The following is an 18609-nucleotide window of genomic DNA, read 5'->3' as shown; positions in this document are numbered from 1 at the left end:
CTGGGAGGACCCGTGCGCACCGGAATCCTGATCGACGAGCTCGGCGTCGGCTTCGACGGCCTGACCGCTCAAGCCCGCGAAGCGGCGAAGCTCGGCTACGACACGCTGTGGCTGGCGCAACGCGGCGGCTGGGACGCGCTCACGGCACTGCCCGCGCTCGGCGCGGCCGCACCCGGCATCGGGCTGGGCACGTGCGTCGTGCCGACCTACCCGCGGCACCCGATCACCATGGCCGCGCAGGCGCTGACCGCGCAGGCGGCGACCGGGGCGCCCGTCCACCTCGGGATCGGGCTGAGCCACCGGTTCATCGTCGAAGGCGAGTTCGGGTACTCCTACGACCGCCCGCTGCGGCACCTGCGCGAGTACCTGGAAGCGCTGAACCCGTTGCTGCGCGGCGAAAAGGCGGACGTCCACGGCGAGACGCTGACGGCCGCGAGCGGACTGAACACCCCGGGCGCCGCCCGGCCCCAGGTCCTGATCGGCTCGGTGAGCCCGAAGTCGACGCGCCTGGCCGGCGAACTCGCCGACGGCGTGATCACGACGTGGGCCGGTCCGCGGGCGACCGGCGAGTTCGTGGTGCCGGCGCTCGGGAGCGCCTCCCGCGTGGTGTCCGGCCAGCTGGTCTGCGTGACGTCCGATGTGGACGGAGCCCGGAAGTGGGTCGAAGAGGCGTACGGCGCGGCGGCGGACGTCCGCGCCTACCGCGCCGTCCTGGACCGCGGCGGCCACGACCGGATCTCCGACACCGCGATCGCCGGCGACGAGGAAACCGTGCGGCGCCAGGTGAAAGCCCTCGAGGACGCGGGCGCGACCGAACTGCTGGTGATGCCCTTCGGCTCGCCGGCCGAGCAGGCCCGCACGCGCGAACTGCTGGCCGCGTGAACCGCCTCTGGGTCGACGACCTGAGGCCGGCCCCGCCCGGCTGGACGTGGGCCAAGTCGAGCGCCGAAGCGATCACGCTCCTCGACGCGGGCGAATTCGCCGAGATCTCCCTGGACCACGACCTCGGCGGCGACGACACGACCCGCCCGGTCGTGCTCTGGCTGTGCGAACACGACCGCTGGCCGCCGCGGGTGCACGTCCACACGGCCAACCCGGTCGGGCGCGAGTGGCTGACGGGGATGGCCCGGCGCTACGGCCCGGGGGTGGCCTAGCGCGGTGCCGGCAGGTGCGTCGCCTCCGGGAACAGGTTCAGCGCCCGCAGGGCCGCGCCCAGCTCGGCGATGTCCGCCGGGTTCGTCAGCGACCGGCCCAGTTCCTCCGTGATCCGCTTCAGGCGGTGCCGGATCGTGTTGGGGTGGCAGAACATCCGCTCCGACGTCAGCTTCGTCGAGCCCTGGCAGTCGAACCACGCGCGCAGCGTCAGCAGCAGCACGTTGCGGTCGTCGCCCGGGAGGTCCAGCACCGGCTGGAGGACGTGGTGGGCCAGCTGCACGGACGCTTCCGGGGCGCTGGCCACCAGCCCGGCCAGCGGCGACTCGGTGAACTGGACCAGGCCCGGCGTGCCCGGCGTCATGCTGGACAGCGCGACCCGGGCCAGGTGCAGCGCGCGGGCGGTGTTGCCGAGGCCGGTGAACACCGGGCTGATGCCCACCCGGCCCACCGGGTGCTCGCCGACCAGGTCCACGATGGCCTTCGACGCCGCCGGGTCGCGCAGGGACACCACGCCCACCTGCAGGTCCGGGGTCAGCCGCCAGGCCGACGCGTGGTGCAACGCGCGGAGCCGGGCCTCGACCTGCGGCAGCGGTTCCTGGCCGAGGCGCGGGGTTTCCGCCGCGACGACGACGAACGTGCCGTCCAGCGACAGGTCCAGCACGCGGGCGATGTCCCACAGCGTGCCCTCGGTCGCGGTGCCGCCCGCGAACAGCGCCTCGACCAGCGCCGAGCGCCGGTTCTGGTGCGCCACCATGACTTCGGCCGTCGTGTCGCGGTAGGACGTCGTGAGGGCTTCGGCGAGGTCGTCGATGAGCGCCCAGATCGCCGTCGTCGCCGCGACCAGCCCGGCCAGGTCCTGCTCGCGGGCGGTCAGCTCGACGAACCGGTGCCACACCTCGGTCAGCCCGATCCGGTACGCCCGCAGCAGTTCCGGCAGCGGCGCACCCTGGAGCGCCCGGGCCCGGGCGGTCGCGTGGGCCTGGGCGAGGTCCGGGCCTTCCGAGCCGCGCAACGTGCGCATGACGTGCTCGAGGTTGGCGCGCACCGACGCGCGCAGCTCGGTGTGCGTGACGAACCGGGCGTCGGCGTAGACGGGCATCTCGGCGCGGATCTGCCGCACGGTGCTCTCGATGAGTTCGGGCAGCTTCCGCTCGACGTCGGCGGCGAGGACGGCGACCCGCGGGGCGAGCCCGTCGGACAGCAGCGCCTGATAATGCATGGTGCCCTCCGGTCCCCCGGCCTCCTCGTCGAGGCCGGAGAACCGCATCTAACCCGAAAGCGCCGCCCACGACCGGGTGAACTTTCTACAGGAACCGCGGATGCGGAGGTTCTTCTGTAGAACCTCCGCATCCGCGTCAGGCCATTTTGGCGGCCGCGCTCTTGATCGCCTCCCGGATCCGGAAGTAGGTACCGCACCGGCAGACGTTCTCGATCGCGTCGATCTCGGCGTCGGTCGGGGTCTTCGTCTTCTTCAGCAGCGCCACGGCCGCCATGATCTGGCCCGGCTGGCAGTACCCGCACTGCGCGACGTCCTGCTCCAGCCAGGCCTCCTGGACCGGGTGCAGCTCGTCGCCGTCGGCCAGGCCCTCGATCGTGGTGACCTCCTTGCCCGCGCAGTCGGAGACCGGCGTGACGCAGGGGTTGAACGCCTCGCCGTCGAGGTGGCTGGTGCAGGCCTTGCAGACGTTGATGCCGCAGCCGTACTTCGGCCCGCGGACCTTGAGCTTGTCGCGCAGCGCCCACAGCATCGGCAGGTCGGCGGGCGCGTCGACGGTGACGGTCTTCCCGTTCACCACGAAGGTGTAGTTGGGCATGGCAGGGGCACTCCTCAGCGCGGGAACGGGTCGAAGTCGACCGGGAAGGTGATCGGGAAGCTGCGGGGCTTGATCCCGGTCGCCCGGGCGTAGGCGTTGGCGATCGCGCCCACCGGGGCGGGCAGGCCGAGCTCGCCGGCGCCGCCGATGTCGTCCCCGGTGGCCGGCATGACGTGCACGGTGACGTCCTTCGGCGAGTTCTTCTGCCGCGCGTAGTGGAACTGCGAGTAGCTGCCCTCCAGCGGCAGGCCCTTGTCGATGTGCAGGCCGGCGGTGAGCGTCGTCGAGATCGCGTCGGTCAGGCCGCCGAGCATCTGCGCCTGGATCCCGCGCGGGTTCACCGGCTTGCCGACGTCGACCGCGATCGTCGCCTTCGTGACGCGGGGGTGCTTCGGGTCGCGGGCGTCCAGTTCGACCAGGCAGGCGGTGTAGGACTTGTACTCGCCGTGCACCGCGATGCCCTGCGCGAACCCGGCGGGCATCTTCTTGCCCCACTCGCCGAGCTCCGCGACCTTGTCCAGCACCGCGCGCTGCCGCTCCTCCTTGATGAACTCGCGGCGGAAGGCCACCGGGTCCTTGCCGAGCTTCTTCGCGATCTCGTCGACCATGATCTCTTCGGCGCCCCGGGTGTTCGCCGAGTAGACCGACCGCCACGCCGAGGTGTGGAACTTCAGCGGCACCTCGTTGAGCAGCTGCGTGGTGACGCCGAAGTTGTACGGCGACTTGATGGTCAGCAGGAACACCGTCTGCGCGAAACTCAGGTTGCCGCCGACCGGCAGCTTCGCCGCGAACGCCGTGAGGATCTCGCCGAGGCCGTGGCTCCAGTCGGTTTCGACGCTGGCGACGCGGTGCTCGAACGTCAGCACCTGCCCGAGCGCGAAGGTGGCGCGGATCCGGTGGAAGCTGGCCGCGCGCGCCCGGCCGTGGCGCATGTCGTCGATCCGGCTCCACATCAGCCGGACGGGCTTCTTCATCGCCTTCGAGATGCGCGCGGCTTCGAGGGCGGCGTCGAAGAACAGCCGGCGCCCGAACGACCCGCCGCCCTGCTGGACGTGCACGGTGACCTTGTTCTCCGGCAGCCCCAGTTCCTGGGCGATGGTCTGCTTCGCCACGATCGGCGACTTCAGCCCGGCCCAGATGGTCGCGCTGTCCTCGCGGACGTCGGCGACCGCGGAGTTCGACTCCATCGGCGCGTGGCTGGCGAAGGCGAAGTCGAACTCGCCGTCGACGTACTGGGTCAGCAGCGGCGGCACCACGAACGGCAGCGCGGCGCCGCGCAGCTTCTTCTTGATGCTCTCGTTGTCCTCGCCGTCCACGGTGCCCGGACCCCAGGTGACGTCGAGGGCGTTCTTGCCGTCGAGGGCCTGCCCGAAGGTCTCGGCCATCACCGCGACCCCGGTCGGCACGACGGCGATGTCGATGATCCCCGGCATCGCCCGGACCGCGGCCTCGTTGTTGACCTTCCCGACGGTGCCGTTGATCGACGGCGGGCGCCGCACCATCACCGGGTTCGCGCCGGGGACGTCGAGGTCGAGCGTGTAGACCTGCTTGCCGGTGACCATCGCGCGGGCGTCCTTGCGCGAGGTCGGCGTCCCGACGAGCGTGTGCGCCGACTCGGCCTTCGGCGCGATGGCCCCGGTGGTCAGGTCCGTGCGCGAAGCCGGCCCGGCGAGGACGCCGTAGCCGGCGCTGCGGCCGTCGGGCGCCCACACCGCACCGTCGCGAGTGGACAGCCGGGACGCGTCGGTTCCCCACTGCGCCCCGGCCGCGGCGACCATCCGGGCGCGCGCGGTCGCCGCGGTGGCGCGGACCGGGTCGTAGAGCGAGCGCATCGTGTTGGAGCCGCCGGTGAGCTGGTTGAACAGCAGCTCGGTGCGGGCGTCGGACAGCACGACGTCGACGCGGTCGAGCGGCAGGTCCAGCTCCTCGGCGACGAGCATCGCGGTCGCCGTGGTGATGCCCTGCCCGACTTCGGCCCGGGGCAGTTGCAGCCGTGCCCGCCCGTCGGACGTCATTTCGAGCACGAGCATCCCCGCGGTCGGCGCGCACGACAGCGTCAGCACGTCGCCGAGGTCGAGGATCTCCGCGGGCTGCGGCAGCGTCGGGACGACGGCGTCCGCGGTCGCCGGGGCCACCGCGTCGGCGGTGAGCTTCGTGGCGACGGTGAGCGTGGGCGCGGCGACGAGGTAGGTCAGGAAGCGGCGGCGGCCGACTTTTCCGGCTTCGGCGGGCTCGGCGGGTTCGGTGGTGGGACTGGCCATCGGGAATCCCTTGCAGCGTGGTGGCGGGGTGCGCGCCACGCTAAGCAGGCGTTGTCAGGCCGTCAACGCGGAGTAGTCGTGTTCGCCCATTCCTGTGACGAGGTGACAGTCGGAGCCGTCGAATGTGTGCGCCGCCACAGTGCCGGACGGCGTAACCGGTTGGTTCAGCCGGCGTCCGAGCCGCGTTCCCGGCGGGCTTCGAGCAGGTCGTCGCGGGCGCGCGCGACGCGGGAGCGGACGGTGCCGACCGGCACGCCGCAGACGTCGGCGGCCTCGGCGTAGGACAACCCGAGCACCTGGGTCAGCACGAGCACCTCGCGCCGGTCCGGGTCGAGGCCGTCGAGCAGCACGCCGAGCTCGACGAGGTCCTCGAACCCGGCGGCGGCGCGCCCCTGGTCGACCGGGGCGTCCCAGTCGATCTTCGGCCGGGCCGAGGCGGCCCGGATCTGGTCGACGACCACCCGGCGCGCGATGGCCAGCAGCCAGGTCCGCGACGACGAGCGGCCGGCGAAGCGGCGGAGGCTGCCGAAGGCGCGGAGGTAGGTCTCCTGCGTCAGGTCGTCGGCGGCGGCCGCGTCGGTGAGGTGCGCGAGGAAGCGCCAGACGTCGGCCTGGGTCGCGCGGACCCACTCCTCCAGAGCGCGCCGGTCGCCCCGGCCGGCGGCCAGCGCGAGGGCCGTGACGCGTTCGTCGTCCTCACCGCGGGTCATGATCCGGAACGTAGCAGTAACGAGGAACTTTGTGACCCCGCCGTCCGACTAGTGGACCATGAGGTGCGAGGACTGCCGCGAGGCACTGTCGGCCCGGCTGGACGGCGAGAGCGAACCGGTTTCGCCGGATGAGCACCTGGCGTCCTGCGCGGCCTGCCAGGAGTGGTTCGCCGGCGCGGACCGGCTGCGGCGCGCGATGCTGCTGCGCCCGGCTCCCCCGGTCCCGGACCTCACCGCGGCGATCCTCGAGCGCACCCCGGCGCCGTCCGGCGAAGGCTGGGGCCTGCGGATCGCGCTGGCCGTGGTCGCGATCGCCCAGCTCGGCCTGGCGTTCGCCCAGCTGCTGGGCACCGCGGGCGGGCACGGCGGCATCCACCTCGACCACGAGGGCGGCGCGTGGAACCTGGCGGTGGGCATCGGCCTGCTGGCGGCGGTCCTCCGCCCGAAGACGGCGGCCGGCCAGCTGCCGCTGCTGACCGGCTTCGTCGGGGTGCTGCTGGTGCTGTCGGCGGGCGACCTGGCGGCGGGCACGGTGACGCTGTCCCGGCTGGCCACCCACCTGCTGGTGGTGCTGGGCCTGGCGCTGCTCTACGCGGTCCACCGCGGGCACCGCGACCGCGGCGCCCCGATCCCGGCGGCGACCGGCGGGGACGGGACGACCACCGGGTCCACTGTGGACGCCCCGGTGGCGGGCTGGCCGCGCCCCCGCGGGTTCCGGCGCCAGGCCCACGGCCGCCACGCGGCTTGAGCGGGGCGGTATAGGGCGTTATACGCGGGTCAGGCGAACTTCGTCTTCGGGCGCTCCTGCCGCACCCCGTCCACGAACACGTCCACCTTCTCGTCGAGGAACGCCACCAGGCCGGCGGCGCGGATGCTCTCCGGCAGCGGCGTCGGGTAGCTCCACGCGAGGTCGCCGTGCCCGGCCACGTCGAAGTGCTCGGCGGCGCCCTTGTACGGGCAGTGCGTCACCACGTCGATCTTCTCGAGCAGGTCCATCCGGACGTCGACGCGGGGCAGGTAGTAGCGGACCGGCAGGCCGGTCTCGAAGAGCAGGTGCGGCCGGACCGTGTCGGCGACCGTGACGCCGTCCACCTCGATCCGGACGTGGCGCGAGCTCGGCAGGACGTCGACGCGCACGCCGGGGTCGCGCGGGTGCGTGAAGATCTGCTCGTCCTCTTCGAACCAGTCGAACGCGGCGAAGTCGAAGCGGACGTGGTCCCGGAGCTCCTCGATGGGCGAATCCGGGTGTTCCAGCGCGCCGTCCACCGCCTCGGCCCGGCCGACCTTTATCGTCGACAGAACACCTTCTCCCCGGCTCGGCGAGTGCGTCGTCCGGCCGGAGGGGGTGAGAACGCCGCTCACGACGTCCGCGCGCGGGAAGTAGTACGTGGGGTAGTACGGGACTTCCCACACCAGAAGGGGGTGCACCGTGTCCGCGACGAGTTCCCCGCCGAGGAACACGCGTACCCGCTTCGCGCCTTGTGCCACGCGGACCCGGCCGCGTACCGGAGTGCTCATGCCCCGGTCAACGGGTTCCGGATCGGACGTATTCCGGGAAAACCGGGTTCCGGGCGGCTAGCGTGGCGGGGAGAACGAAGACGAGAGGCAGGCACGGGTGACCGGCGTAGGAGCTCCAACGGTCGGGACCCCCGCCGGGATGCGCAAGATCAACCAGCGGGCGGTGCTGGACCTGCTGCGCCGCAGCGGGCCGGCGACCCGGCCGCAGGTCGCGAAGGACACCGGGCTGTCCAAGCCGACGGTCAGCCAGGCGCTGCTGGCGCTGGAGGCCGCGGGGCTGGCGCGCCCGACGGGGCAGACGTCCACCGGCACCGGCCGGTCGGCGGTGCTGTACGAGGCCGATCCCACGGCGGGGTACGTGCTGGGCGTCGACATCGGCCGCGAGCACATCCGGGTCGCGGTGTCGGACCTCGGGCGCGTGCTGGTGGCGCGCCGCGACGAGCGCAACACGGCGCGGTCCGGGGCGGCGCTCGTGACCGCGGTCGGGAAGATCGCCGCCGACGCCGTCGCCGAAGCGGGCCTGACGGCGGCCGACATCGTTGTCCGCGTGGTCGGCTCCCCCGGCGTCGCCGATCCGGAAAAGCGCTGCTTCCGGCACGCGCCGAACCTGCCGGGCTGGGGCCGGGCGGGGCTGATCGACGACCTCGAGGCCGCGCTGGGCCCGGACCTGATGGTCGAGAACGACGCGAACCTGACCGCGGTCGGCGAGTGGGAAAGCGGCGCGGCGCGCGGCGCGTCGGTGTTCGGCTGCATCACGATCGGCACCGGCGTCGGCATGGGCATGATGGTCGACGGCCGGGTGTTCCGGGGCGCGACCGGCGCGGCGGGCGAGATCGGCTACCTGCCCTACGGGCGCACGCGCGCGGCGGAAGAGCCCACGAGCCCGCCCGCCCGCGGCCACCTCGAAGAGGCGACGGCGGCGCAGTCGGTGGTCCGCGGCGCCCGCGAACTCGGCCTCGGCACGGCGAAATCGGCCCGCGAGGTCTTCCGCCTGGCCCGCGAAGGCGACGAACTCGCCCGGCGCGCGGTGGAAACGGAAGCCGACCGCCTCGCGTACACGGTGGCGTCGGTGGCGGCGGTGATCGACCCGGAGCTGATCGTCCTGGGCGGCGGCATGGGCACGGCGGCCGACCTGCTGCTGGAGCCGATCGACCGCGCCCTGCGCGCGTTCACGCCGCTGGTGCCGAAGGTGGTCCAGGGCGAACTGGGCGAGGACGCGGTGCTGACCGGCGCGATCAGCGTGGGGCTGCGGGCGGCGGAAGGCCTGGTCTTCGACCACCGCGTCGGCGCTTAGGCCGCGCGCCAGGCTTCGCCGGCGGCCGAGATCCGCCAGGGTGTCAGGCGCAGCACCGTGATCTTCGGGTCGCGGTGGTCTTCCCCGCCCAGGATCTTCGGGTCGTAGCCGAGCGGCTCCGGGGTCGACGCGAAGAGGTCCCACAGGTCCTTCCGGCTCTCCTCGTCGTCGGCGAACTCCGCCCGGCACTCCGCGACCGCGACTTCGTGCCGCGGGTCCCAGTACGAGCACGACACGTACGGCGACGCCGCCAGGTGCGCGAGCTTCAACGGCGTCGGGCGGGTGAACAGCCGCCCGCGCAAGCCATCCGGCGTGCGCTCCCAGATCGGGTGGACGACCCGGGACCGCGGCCGGCCCCGCCGGTCGACCGTCACCAGCGTGCACCAGACGATCCGGTGCGCCACGCGCACGAACGCTTCGGCCAGCCCGGCCGGCACTCTGCTAGATTCCACAACCATGGTTGTGCATCCTAGCACCCTCGACCTGTCCCTGACCGCGCTCTTCGCGGGCTGGGCCATGACCGACGAGGTCCAGCGGCGCCTCGCCGGGCAGGGCTTCGAAGAACTGCGGTTCAACGACGGCGTCGTGATCCAGCACGTCCTGGCCGCCCCGCTGTCGATCACCGTGCTGGCCGAGCGGATGGGCGTGACGCAGCAGGCGGCGTCGAAGGCCGTCGCCGACCTCGAACGCCGGGGTCTGCTGCGGCGCGAACCGTCACCGGATGACGCCCGCACGAAACTGCTGCACCTGACCGGGCACGCGCTGGCCGCCGTCGAGGCGACCCGCGTGCTGCGGCAGGAACTCCAGGAGGAACTGGTCGCGGAGTACGGCGCCGGCCGCGTCGAGGACGCCCGGGACCTGCTGGCTTCGGTGATCGGCCGCTTCGGCGGCGACGCCGCGATCCGCGGCCGCCGTGTCCGGCCGCCCCGCTGACTGCCCCAGCTGTCAACGAACCTCGGACGCGCGACGCTAGCGGGTGAGCACGCAGGTCCCCGACGCCGTCGCCAGCAGCTTGCCCTCGGCGTCGCGGATCTCCCCCTCGGCGAACGCGATCCGCGACCCCTCCTTCACCACGCGGCCGACCGCCCGGATCTCGCCGCGGCCGGCGTGGATCGCGCGCAGGTAGCTCACCTTCAGCTCCACCGACGCGTACCCGACCCCCGCCGGCAACGTCGAGTGCACCGCGCAGCCGACCACCGAGTCGAGCATCGTGGCCGCCACGCCGCCGTGGACCATGCCGATCGGGTTGTACAGCGACTCGTCCGGCTCGGCGACCGCCTCGACGACGCCGTGCTCGATGCGCTCCCAGCGGAGCCCGAAGTGGGCGGCGATCGGCGGGCCCGGGATGCGGCCGTCCTTGATGGCCGTCAGGTACTCCAGGCCGGACAGGGTGGCGCCGAGCCGGGCGGTCGGCAGCGGGTCCTGCCAGGTGATGGTCTTCGAGCGGGTCTCCGCTGCGGCGGCCACGTCGGTCATCTCGGGCTCCTCGATTATGACAAGTGTCTTAACCGCAGCTTCGCCCGGCACCGGGGCGGCGTCAAGCGCGGCGTGACCCAGGCCACCGGTGGTCCGCCCGGAGCGCGGGTGGAATCATCCTGGGGTGAGCACCGAGCGCAAGCTGATCGACCCGGAACGCGTCTCGGCGGCGGTCGACGGGCTCGGCGACCGCGCCGTCATCGACGAATGGGCCCGGCGCTTCTCCGTGGTCGCCGACCCGTCCCGGCTGGCCCTGCTGGTCTCCATCCACTACGCCCGCGAGATCAGCGTCACCGACCTCGCCGCCGCCACCGGCATGACGGACACCGCCGTGTCGCAAGCTTTGCGGCTACTGCGGGCCCACGGCCTGGTCACGCCGCAGCGCACCGGCCGCGTGGTGCGCTACCGGCTCGCCGACGCGACCGTGCACGAACTCATCCACCACGTCCGGCCCCACCCCGAACATCCCGCGAACGACGACGAGGACCGGTAGCGTGCGGGCATGACGGGATTGCCGGAAGCCATCACCGCCTGCCTGTTCGACCTCGACGGAGTGCTGACCGGGACGGCCATTCTCCACCGCGAAGCGTGGAAACGGACATTCGACGAATTCCTCCGCACCCGTGACGGCGCCGGGTTCGCGGAGTTCACCGACCACGACTACGCGGCCTTTGTGGACGGCCGCCCCCGTGCCGACGGCGTGCGGGAGTTCCTGCGGTCGCGGGACATCGAGCTGCCCGAGGGCACCCCGGACGACCCACCGGACGCCCCGACCGTCAACGGCATCGGCAACCGCAAGAACGACCTGGTCCTGAAGATCATCGACGAACGCGGTGTCAGCCCCTACCCCGGCTCGGTGCGCTACCTCGAAGCCGTCAAGGCCGCCGGGCTGCGGATCGCCGTCGTGACGTCGTCGGCCAACGGTGCCAAGGTCCTCGACGCCGGCGACCTGAGCAAGTACATCGAGGCCCGCGTCGACGGCCTCGTCATCCGCGAGCGGCACCTCAAGGGCAAGCCCGCGCCCGACTCGTTCCTGGCCGGCGCCGCCGCGCTCGGCGTCGAGCCCGCGCACGCGGCCGTCTTCGAGGACGCCCGATCCGGCGTCCAGGCCGGGAAAGCCGGCGGCTTCGGGTACGTCGTCGGCGTGAACCGGGCCGACCAGGCCGCCGAGCTGAAGGCCCACGGGGCCGACATCGTCGTCGACGACCTCGCCGAACTGCTGGAGGACCGATGACCGACGAACCCCGCGGCTACGAGTGTTCCCCGTGGGAGCTGCGCTGGCGCGGCATGGACGTCGACGCCCTGCAGCGCACCGAATCGGCGTTCGCGGTGTCCAACGGCCACATCGGGCTGCGCGGCACCCTCGAGGAGGCCGAGCCGCGCGGGCTGCCCGGCACCTACCTCAACGGGTTCTACGAGCAGCACGAACTCCCCTACGCCGAAGGGGGCTACGGCTACCCCGAAGAGGGCCAGACCGTCGTCAACGTCACCGACGGCAAGATCATCCGGCTGCTCGTCGAGGACGAGCCGCTCGACATGCGCTACGGCGCGGCCACCAGGCACGACCGGGTGCTCGACTTCCGCAAGGGCACGCTGAGCCGCAGCACCGAGTGGTCGTCGCCGACCGGGCGGCGGGTCCGCGTGCGCACCGAACGGCTGGTCTCGTTCACCCAGCGCGCGATCGCCGCCATCCGCTACGAGGTCGAGCCGCTCGACGAGGACCTGCAGCTGGTCGTGCAGTCCGACCTGCTGGCCAACGAGCCCATCGAGTCCGACACCAGCGACCCGCGGGTGGCCGCCGCGCTGAACTCGCCGCTGGTCGGCGAGTTCCACCGCGCGTCGGACTACAACGCCGTGCTGGTGCACCAGACCCGCCGGTCCGGGCTGCGGATGGCCGCGGCGATGGACCACAAGATCGAGGTGGACGACGGCATCCGCGCCCGCATCCACTCCGAGGAGGACCTCGCCCGGCTCACGGTCGCGGTCGACGTCCCCAAGGGCGGCAAGCTCCGCATCACCAAGTTCCTCGCCTACGGCTGGTCGGCGCAGCGCTCGGTGCCCGCCCTGCGGTCGCAGGTCGAGGCGGCGCTGGCGGGTGCGCGCCAGACCGGCTGGAAGGGCCTGGTCACCGAGCAGCGCCAGTTCCTCGACGACTACTGGGCCACGTCGGACATCGAGATCGAGGGCGATCCCGAGCTGCAGCAGGCCGTCCGCTTCGCCCTGTTCCACCTCCTGCAGGCCGGGGCCCGCGGCGAAAGCCGCGCGATCGCGGGCAAAGGCCTGACCGGCCCGGGCTACGACGGGCACGCGTTCTGGGACACCGAGTCGTTCGTCCTGCCGGTGCTCACCTACACCATCCCGGACGCGGCGCGCGACGCGCTGCGCTGGCGTCACTCCACAATGGACAAGGCGCGGGAACGCGCGCACCAGCTGGGGTTGCGCGGCGCGGCGTTCCCGTGGCGCTCGATCAACGGCGCCGAGTGCTCGGCGTACTGGCCGGCCGGCACAGCGGCGTTCCACGTCAGCGCGGACATCGCCGACGCCGTGCTGCGCTACCTCAACGCGACCGGCGACGAGGAGTTCGAGCGCGACTACGGCACCGAGCTGCTGCTGGAAACCGCGCGGCTGTGGGCGTCGCTGGGCCACCACGACCGGCACGGGACGTTCCGCATCGACGGCGTCACCGGGCCCGACGAGTACTCCGCGGTGGCGGACAACAACGTCTACACGAACCTGATGGCGCGCCGGAACCTGCTGGCCGCGGCGGAATCCTGCGAACGGCAGCGGGACGTGGCCGCGCACTTCGGCGTCGACACCGTCGAACTGGACTCGTGGCGCGCGGCCGCGGCGGCGATGTACCTGCCCTACGACGAAGAACTCGGCGTGCACCCGCAGTCGGAAGGGTTCCTCGACCACGACGAGTGGGACTACCAGAACACCGACCCGGCGCACTACCCGCTGCTGCTGCACTACCCGTACTTCGACCTGTACCGCAAGCAGGTCGTGAAGCAGGCGGACCTGGTGCTGGCACTGCACCTGTGCGGCGACTCGTTCAGCCCGGAGGAGAAGGCCCGCAACTTCGCGTACTACGAAGCGAGGACCGTGCGGGACTCCTCGCTGTCGGCGGGCACGCAGGCCGTCGTCGCGGCCGAGGTCGGGCACCTGCAGCTGGCCTACGACTACCTCGCCGAAGCCGCGCTGACCGACCTGCACGACGTGCACAACAACGTGCGCAACGGCCTGCACATGGCCTCGCTCGCGGGGGCGTGGCAGGGCGCCGTGGCCGGGTTCGGCGGGCTGCGCGACCACGGCGGGACGCTGGCGTTCTCCCCGCGGCTGCCGGAGCAGCTGGGGCGGCTCACCTTCCGCCTGATGCACCGCGGCACGCGGTTCCAGGTCGAGATCGACCCCGACCAGGTCACCTACCACGTGCTCGACGGCGAGCCGCTGGAAGTGCTGCACCACGGCGAACGCATCACGCTCACCCCGGAGCCGCAGCGGTTCGCGATCCCGAAGATCGACGCGGGCGACCCGCCGAAGCAGCCGCCGGGCCGCGCCCCGATGCGGCGCGACTCGGAAATGGTGCGTCAGTACGCGGAACCGGCCAACCCGATCACTCCGGAAGGTCGCTGAGGGCGTCGCGGCCCGGCGGGGCCGGAACGTCTTCGGTCCCGCCCGGGTTCACGTCCGGGTCGGGCGCGGTCGGCACGTCGTGCGTCAGGCTGCCGGGGGTCGGGAGCTTCGGGAGCTCTTCGTCTTCGTCGTCGCGGCCGTGGATGCGCTGCTGTTCGCTCATGGTTTCCGGGATACCCGGTTTTCCCGGTCCCGGCCAGGGGTTCAAGCCGCCCGGGTGCCCGCGGCCGCTTTCGCCTTGTCCTGCAGGGTGAGGAGCAGGCCGTCGCGGGTCGACCACGGGCAGATCGCGACCTTGCCGCCCGCGACCGTCAGCAGCGCCTCCGCCACGATCGCGCCGGCCAGCGCCTGGTGGGCGCGGCTGCGCGAAATACCCGGCAGTTCGGCCCGCTTCGACGGCGGGAGCGCGGCGAGCCGCGGGATCCAGGCGCGCAGGTCGTCGAGCCGCAGTTCCCGGCACTTCCCGGGCCGCGCGCCGGACAGCCGGGCCAGCTGCCGCAGCACCTTCGAGCAGCCGACGACCCGCGGATCGTCGACGCCGGCCGCGCCGAGCGTGGTGGTCACGACGTCGAGCGCGTGCGTGCGCAGCGCCTTGACCTGCTTGTTCGACACCCGCTCGGACGGCAGCCAGTCCCGCGTCATCGACCGGGCGCCCAGCGGTAGCGACCGCGCGAACGAGGCCAGCTCGCCGTGGCCCGCGGCCAGCTCGACGGTGCCGCCGCCGATGTCGAGCACCAGCAGCGGCCCGGCGTCCGCGCCGTACCAGCGGCGGGCGGCCAGGTAGGCCAGCCCGGCTTCGGCCGGCCCGGTCAGGAACCGCAGCTCGACGCCGGTCTCCCCGGCCACGTGCCGGACGACGTCGGCGGAGTTGGCCGCGTCGCGGATCGACGAGGTCGCGAGCGGATACACGCCGTGGACGCCGTGGCGGTACGCGGTGCTCATCCCGGCGGCGACGGCGGCGGTGACGGCGGCCACGCCCCGGTCGGTGAGCCGGCCGCGGCCGTCGAGCTCGCGGTCCAGGCGCAGGCGCGTCTGGTGGTTCAGCACCGGCTCACGCGGTGACCCGGTGACGGGCACCACCACGAGCCGGGCACTGAACGAACCGACGTCCAGCACGCCCACCGCGGGCTCTTCGATTTTTCGCACGACTCGGCGCACCTCACTTCCACCTGCTGAATATCCCCAGCGGGACTCGTTGAAACCAGCAATGATGTCGGATCTCACCGCGCGCCGCCGGGTGTTTCACGGGATTGGACCCTCTGGCGGTGTGTTTCTGACGCGAAGGTCACAGCGAGATAACCCGAACGAGTGAATTGGACACGATTCGGTAACGTCGGGGGCGGTGCTGCGATCAACCGGACATCAGCACCGGTGCGGAGCGGGGAAAAGTGCGCGAACGGCGATCCGAGCTCGCCCGGCCGGCCGCGGCCGTGCTCGCGGTCGTGGCCGGGCTCGGCTGCGTGCTCCTGGGCGTGACCTCGGTCCTCGCCCCGGCCACGACCGTCCCCGCCGGAGCCGCGGCTTCCCTGCCCGCCATCGGCGCCCCACCGGCGTCGGTGCGGATCCCCGACCTCGGCCTGGCGCTCGACCACGTGGTCGCCTTGGGCCACGTCGGCGGCCGGCGGGAGCAGCCGGGCACGGCGCTCGGCGTGGGCTGGTTCGCGGACGGCCCGGCCCCGGGCGCCCCCGGCGTCGCGGTGCTGTCCGGCCACACGGGCTTCGGCTACTCGGCCGGCGCGTTCGCGCGGCTGTCGACGCTCCGGCCGGGCGCGGCGATCACGATCCGCGACGGCGACGGGCGGGAGTCCCGCTTCACGGTGCGCCGCACGGCACTGTTCCCGGCGAACGAGCCGGACACCACGCTGGTGGCCCCCGAGGGGCCGGGGCCGCAGCTGCGGCTGATCACCAGCGACGGGCGCTACGACAACGCGGGCTTGGGCGGGGCACGGGTCGCGGTCTACGCAACCCCCGCCTGACACCCCGGCCGAAGTTCGTGAAGGCCACCTCGTGCTTCCTCGAGGTGGCCTTCACGAATCTCCGGGCCTAGCCGATCAGGTCGCGCAGCCGGGAAACCGCCGCAACGCGGGCTTCGCGGCCCGGCAGCAGGGGGTTCACGACGAGCGTCGTCGCGCCCGCCTCCTTGAAGGCCGCCAGCCGTTCCTTCACGTAGCCCGCCGGGCCGACCAGGGAGATCGCGCGCAGCAGTTCGAGGGGAACGGCCGCCGCCGCTTCTTCCTTCTTGCCGTCGAGGTACAGGTCCTGGATCAGCTTCGCCTCGGCCTCGTAGCCGTAGCGGCGGGCGAGGTCGTTGTAGAAGTTCTTGCCGCGCGCGCCCATCCCGCCGATGTACAGCGCCAGGATCGGGCGCAGGTGGTCGAGCAGCGGCTCGACGTCGTCGCCGATGGCCAGGGCGACCGTCACGTACGTGTCCAGCTCACCCAGCTCCGGCGCGCGCTTCGCCTTGCCCTCGGCCAGCGCGGCGCCCCAGGCGTCGGCCGCCTTCTCCGGGTGGAAGAAGATCGGCTGCCAGCCTTCGGCGATTTCCGCGGTGAGCGCGACGTTCTTCGGGCCGAGCGAAGCCAGCAGCACCGGGATGCGCTCGCGCACCGGGTGGTTGATCAGCTTCAGCGGCTTCCCGAGCCCGGTCCCCTGCTCCGGCGGCAGCGGGATCGTGTAGTGCTTGCCCTCGTGCACCACCCGCTCGCGGCGCCACACCTGGCGGCAGACCTCGACGATTTCCCGGGTCCGCCCCAGCGGCGCGTCGTACTTCACGCCGTGGAAGCCCTCGATGACCTGCGGACCGGACGCACCGAGCCCCAGGATGAACCGCCCATCGGAAACGAAGTCGAGCCCGGCGGCGGTCATCGCCGTGAGCGTCGGCGTGCGCGTGTAGATCTGGAAGATCCCGGACGCCAGCTGGACGCGTTCGGTCTTGGCCGCGAGGTAGCCGAGCTGGCTGACGGCGTCGAACGAATACGCCTCCGGCACGAAGGCGACGTCGAGCCCCACCTTCTCCAGTTCGACGATGTCCGCGACGCTGTCGGCGAAGCCTCCGGCGTAGTTGATCGCGGTCCCGATCCGCATGTCCACCTCCGTTGCTGAGCAAGCGCTTAGTGGCGGATCCTACGGCGGCGGAGCGGTCCGTGTGCGGGCGATGTGCGCCCCGCCACTCGGGCGGACGCGGCTCAGGTCCAGGGGGCGCCAGGAGTGCCGAGGTACTGGTAGCTCACGTTGACGATCTTCGCCGGGTCGAAGTGGTACACGTTCGCGAAGGTGTTCCAGTCGACGATCCACCGGAAGCCGTTGCTGTAGCCTTCGACGGCTTCGTTGGAGTCGTAGATGTAGACCTTCCCGTCGGGGGCCTTGACCAGGATCGGGTCGTGCAACACGGCCGAACCGTTCCAGCAGTCGAGGGGGCGCGGGCGGGTGATGATCCCGTCCCAGGTCCCCCAGAGGCTCAAGTAGGCGTAGGAGTCGGGGATTTCGAGCAGGACCGCAGCGCCGGAACGGCCCGGGCCGACGAGGTAGACCCGCTGACCGGTGATGGGCGTGACGAACCGCGTTCCCTTCCCCGGGCAGGCGGCGGCCGCGGGGTCGGCGGCCACCCCGGCCGTGACCGAAGACAGGATCATCGCCAAGGCCAGGGCGGCAGTGGTCCGGGTGAATCGACGCATCACGGTGTTCCCCCTCCGCAGCCGGCTTCCGGTGGCGCGGGCGCCACCACCCGGTTCGTCGCCTGGCCCGGCGCGGCGTTACCGACGCCTGCTCAGCGGCCCGACAGGGTGCGGACCACCAATTCCGCCGAGGCGCCCGCGCCCAGGGTCGTGCCCGCGTAGCGGACGTCCGCCGCGAGCGTGCCCGTCGGTTCGTCGCGGACCGTCAGCCAGACCGTGACCATCAGGAGCCAGCGGACGATCAGGTAGCCGAACAGCAGCAGGCCGACCAGGGTGCCGAAGGCCGCGACCGCCGGGGAACGGCCCAGCAGGTGGAGGTACAGGCCGCCGGCCTGCTGGATCGCGCCGAGGCCGACCGCGGCGGCGCCCGCGGGGCGGAGGGTCGAGCGCAGCGGGAGCGGGCGGCGGGGCAGGCGGGCCAGGCACCACGCGATGACCAGCCAGTTCGCCGCGAGGCCGAGCAGCAGCGAGCCCGCGACCAGCACGAAGTGCGCGAACCCGCCGTCCAGGCCGGTCAGCCGGAGCAGGCCCGCGCCGGCCGCGCCGGTCAGGGAGGCCAGGCCGAAGGAGACCGCCGCCGCCAGGCCGATCCCGACGAGGACCAGGACGTCGGTGACGATGCCGCGCAGCAGTGGGCGCGGGGTGCGTTCCTGGCCGAGCATCGCGGTGACGGCATCGCGGACGTTGCTGATCCAGCTCCAGCCCGAGTAGAGGGCGACGGCGAGCGCGAGCAGCCCGATCCGGCCGCGCTCGCCGACCACGGTGTGCACGAGGTTCGTCGCCTGGCCCGCGACTTCGGGCGGCAGCGAGCTGTCGATGACGCGGTCGAGCTCGGCCGCCAGGATCCGGTCACCGGCCAGCACGAACCCGGTCACCGAGACGGCGACCATGATCAGCGGGACGAGCGCGAGCAGGCTGAAGAACGTCACCGCGGCGGCGTAGTGGTCGCCGTCGCGCTCCCGGTACCGGGCCAGTGTCGCCCCGGCTCGCCGGAACCCCCGCTTCACCACTCCACGCGCCACCGGCCGACCCTCTCATCCGCACGTGTCCTCCGCAGTCCGGACACGGCGGGCG

21 protein-coding genes are annotated in these 18609 nt (G+C 72.6%); 9 read left to right on the top strand and 12 right to left on the bottom strand.

Annotated features, from left to right (window positions below; all coding sequences use genetic code 11):
- Positions 1–12: 12 nt before the first annotated feature.
- Positions 13–882 carry a TIGR03564 family F420-dependent LLM class oxidoreductase gene (locus AB5J73_RS28810; RefSeq protein WP_370961795.1) on the top strand — a complete coding sequence of 290 codons (870 nt, stop codon included), beginning with the start codon at positions 13–15 and terminating at the stop codon, positions 880–882.
- Entirely contained in the window at positions 879–1154 is a 276-nt protein-coding gene (locus AB5J73_RS28805; RefSeq protein ID WP_370961794.1) for a cyclic-phosphate processing receiver domain-containing protein, read from the top strand. The genes AB5J73_RS28810 and AB5J73_RS28805 overlap by 4 nt, the downstream gene beginning before the upstream one ends.
- On the opposite strand, the gene AB5J73_RS28800 is transcribed toward AB5J73_RS28805, so the two are convergent.
- The 4 genes from AB5J73_RS28800 to sigC form a co-directional block, all read right to left on the bottom strand.
- On the bottom strand, positions 1151–2374 hold the full coding sequence (locus AB5J73_RS28800; RefSeq protein WP_370961793.1) for a PucR family transcriptional regulator: 1224 nt from the start codon (positions 2372–2374) through the stop codon (positions 1151–1153). The two genes, AB5J73_RS28805 and AB5J73_RS28800, sit on opposite strands and share 4 nt — an antisense overlap.
- Before the next feature lie 136 nt (positions 2375–2510).
- Positions 2511–2969, bottom strand: coding sequence for a (2Fe-2S)-binding protein (locus AB5J73_RS28795; protein ID WP_370961792.1), 459 nt, complete (start codon positions 2967–2969; stop codon positions 2511–2513).
- A 14-nt stretch (positions 2970–2983) separates the two neighbouring features.
- Positions 2984–5230, bottom strand: coding sequence for a molybdopterin cofactor-binding domain-containing protein (locus AB5J73_RS28790; RefSeq protein ID WP_370961791.1), 2247 nt, complete (start codon positions 5228–5230; stop codon positions 2984–2986).
- 164 nt (positions 5231–5394) lie between these two features.
- On the bottom strand, positions 5395–5940 hold the full coding sequence (sigC, locus tag AB5J73_RS28785) for an RNA polymerase sigma factor SigC (RefSeq protein WP_125312161.1): 546 nt from the start codon (positions 5938–5940) through the stop codon (positions 5395–5397).
- A 58-nt stretch (positions 5941–5998) separates the two neighbouring features.
- On the opposite strand from sigC, the gene AB5J73_RS28780 reads away from it, so the two are divergent.
- Positions 5999–6688: a hypothetical protein gene (locus tag AB5J73_RS28780; protein ID WP_370961790.1), complete on the top strand. Its 690-nt coding sequence runs from the start codon at positions 5999–6001 to the stop codon at positions 6686–6688.
- 29 nt (positions 6689–6717) lie between these two features.
- Here AB5J73_RS28780 and AB5J73_RS28775 read toward each other — a convergent pair whose 3' ends face one another.
- Positions 6718–7458, bottom strand: coding sequence for a DUF427 domain-containing protein (locus tag AB5J73_RS28775; RefSeq protein WP_370961789.1), 741 nt, complete (start codon positions 7456–7458; stop codon positions 6718–6720).
- A 139-nt stretch (positions 7459–7597) separates the two neighbouring features.
- Between AB5J73_RS28775 and AB5J73_RS28770 the strand changes: the two genes are divergently transcribed.
- Positions 7598–8752: an ROK family protein gene (locus tag AB5J73_RS28770; protein WP_370961788.1), complete on the top strand. Its 1155-nt coding sequence runs from the start codon at positions 7598–7600 to the stop codon at positions 8750–8752.
- Here AB5J73_RS28770 and AB5J73_RS28765 read toward each other — a convergent pair.
- Complete coding sequence (locus AB5J73_RS28765; RefSeq protein WP_370961787.1) at positions 8749–9210, bottom strand: pyridoxamine 5'-phosphate oxidase family protein; 462 nt, start codon at positions 9208–9210, stop codon at positions 8749–8751. The genes AB5J73_RS28770 and AB5J73_RS28765 overlap by 4 nt on opposite strands.
- Between AB5J73_RS28765 and AB5J73_RS28760 the strand changes: the two genes are divergently transcribed.
- Positions 9209–9685: a MarR family winged helix-turn-helix transcriptional regulator gene (locus AB5J73_RS28760; protein ID WP_370961786.1), complete on the top strand. Its 477-nt coding sequence runs from the start codon at positions 9209–9211 to the stop codon at positions 9683–9685. The two genes, AB5J73_RS28765 and AB5J73_RS28760, sit on opposite strands and share 2 nt — an antisense overlap.
- 36 nt (positions 9686–9721) lie before the next feature.
- Here the strand turns inward: AB5J73_RS28760 and AB5J73_RS28755 are convergent, their stop codons facing one another.
- Complete coding sequence (locus AB5J73_RS28755; RefSeq protein WP_370961785.1) at positions 9722–10228, bottom strand: PaaI family thioesterase; 507 nt, start codon at positions 10226–10228, stop codon at positions 9722–9724.
- Between the two features lie 124 nt (positions 10229–10352).
- On the opposite strand from AB5J73_RS28755, the gene AB5J73_RS28750 reads away from it, so the two are divergent.
- From AB5J73_RS28750 to AB5J73_RS28740, 3 genes are read left to right on the top strand one after another with little or no spacing between them, the layout of a single operon-like run.
- Positions 10353–10721 carry a helix-turn-helix transcriptional regulator gene (locus AB5J73_RS28750; RefSeq protein ID WP_086863094.1) on the top strand — a complete coding sequence of 123 codons (369 nt, stop codon included), beginning with the start codon at positions 10353–10355 and terminating at the stop codon, positions 10719–10721.
- A 9-nt stretch (positions 10722–10730) separates the two neighbouring features.
- Positions 10731–11462: an HAD family hydrolase gene (locus tag AB5J73_RS28745; protein ID WP_370961784.1), complete on the top strand. Its 732-nt coding sequence runs from the start codon at positions 10731–10733 to the stop codon at positions 11460–11462.
- Positions 11459–13861 carry a glycoside hydrolase family 65 protein gene (locus AB5J73_RS28740; RefSeq protein WP_370961783.1) on the top strand — a complete coding sequence of 801 codons (2403 nt, stop codon included), beginning with the start codon at positions 11459–11461 and terminating at the stop codon, positions 13859–13861. Before AB5J73_RS28745 ends, AB5J73_RS28740 begins: the two co-directional genes overlap by 4 nt.
- Here AB5J73_RS28740 and AB5J73_RS28735 read toward each other — a convergent pair.
- Both AB5J73_RS28735 and AB5J73_RS28730 read right to left on the bottom strand, forming a co-directional pair.
- Complete coding sequence (locus AB5J73_RS28735; RefSeq protein WP_370961782.1) at positions 13842–14024, bottom strand: hypothetical protein; 183 nt, start codon at positions 14022–14024, stop codon at positions 13842–13844. The genes AB5J73_RS28740 and AB5J73_RS28735 overlap by 20 nt on opposite strands.
- Before the next feature lie 41 nt (positions 14025–14065).
- Positions 14066–15007, bottom strand: coding sequence for a Ppx/GppA phosphatase family protein (locus tag AB5J73_RS28730; RefSeq protein WP_370961781.1), 942 nt, complete (start codon positions 15005–15007; stop codon positions 14066–14068).
- A gap of 242 nt (positions 15008–15249) precedes the next feature.
- Between AB5J73_RS28730 and AB5J73_RS28725 the strand changes: the two genes are divergently transcribed.
- Complete coding sequence (locus AB5J73_RS28725; RefSeq protein WP_370961780.1) at positions 15250–15837, top strand: class F sortase; 588 nt, start codon at positions 15250–15252, stop codon at positions 15835–15837.
- Positions 15838–15904: 67 nt separating this feature from the next.
- Here AB5J73_RS28725 and AB5J73_RS28720 read toward each other — a convergent pair whose 3' ends face one another.
- The 3 genes from AB5J73_RS28720 to AB5J73_RS28710 form a co-directional block, all read right to left on the bottom strand.
- Positions 15905–16945 (bottom strand): LLM class F420-dependent oxidoreductase, encoded by a 1041-nt coding sequence (locus tag AB5J73_RS28720; RefSeq protein ID WP_370961779.1) that lies wholly within the window; start codon positions 16943–16945, stop codon positions 15905–15907.
- Positions 16946–17046: 101 nt separating this feature from the next.
- Positions 17047–17535 (bottom strand): hypothetical protein, encoded by a 489-nt coding sequence (locus AB5J73_RS28715; protein ID WP_370961778.1) that lies wholly within the window; start codon positions 17533–17535, stop codon positions 17047–17049.
- A 92-nt stretch (positions 17536–17627) separates the two neighbouring features.
- Positions 17628–18542: a YhjD/YihY/BrkB family envelope integrity protein gene (locus tag AB5J73_RS28710; protein ID WP_370961777.1), complete on the bottom strand. Its 915-nt coding sequence runs from the start codon at positions 18540–18542 to the stop codon at positions 17628–17630.
- Positions 18543–18609 lie beyond the last annotated feature (67 nt).

Origin of the sequence: Amycolatopsis sp. cg9 (genome assembly GCF_041346945.1) — a bacterium.
Classification (GTDB): Bacteria; Actinomycetota; Actinomycetes; order Mycobacteriales; family Pseudonocardiaceae; genus Amycolatopsis.
This window is presented reverse-complemented; position numbering and strand designations above follow the sequence as displayed.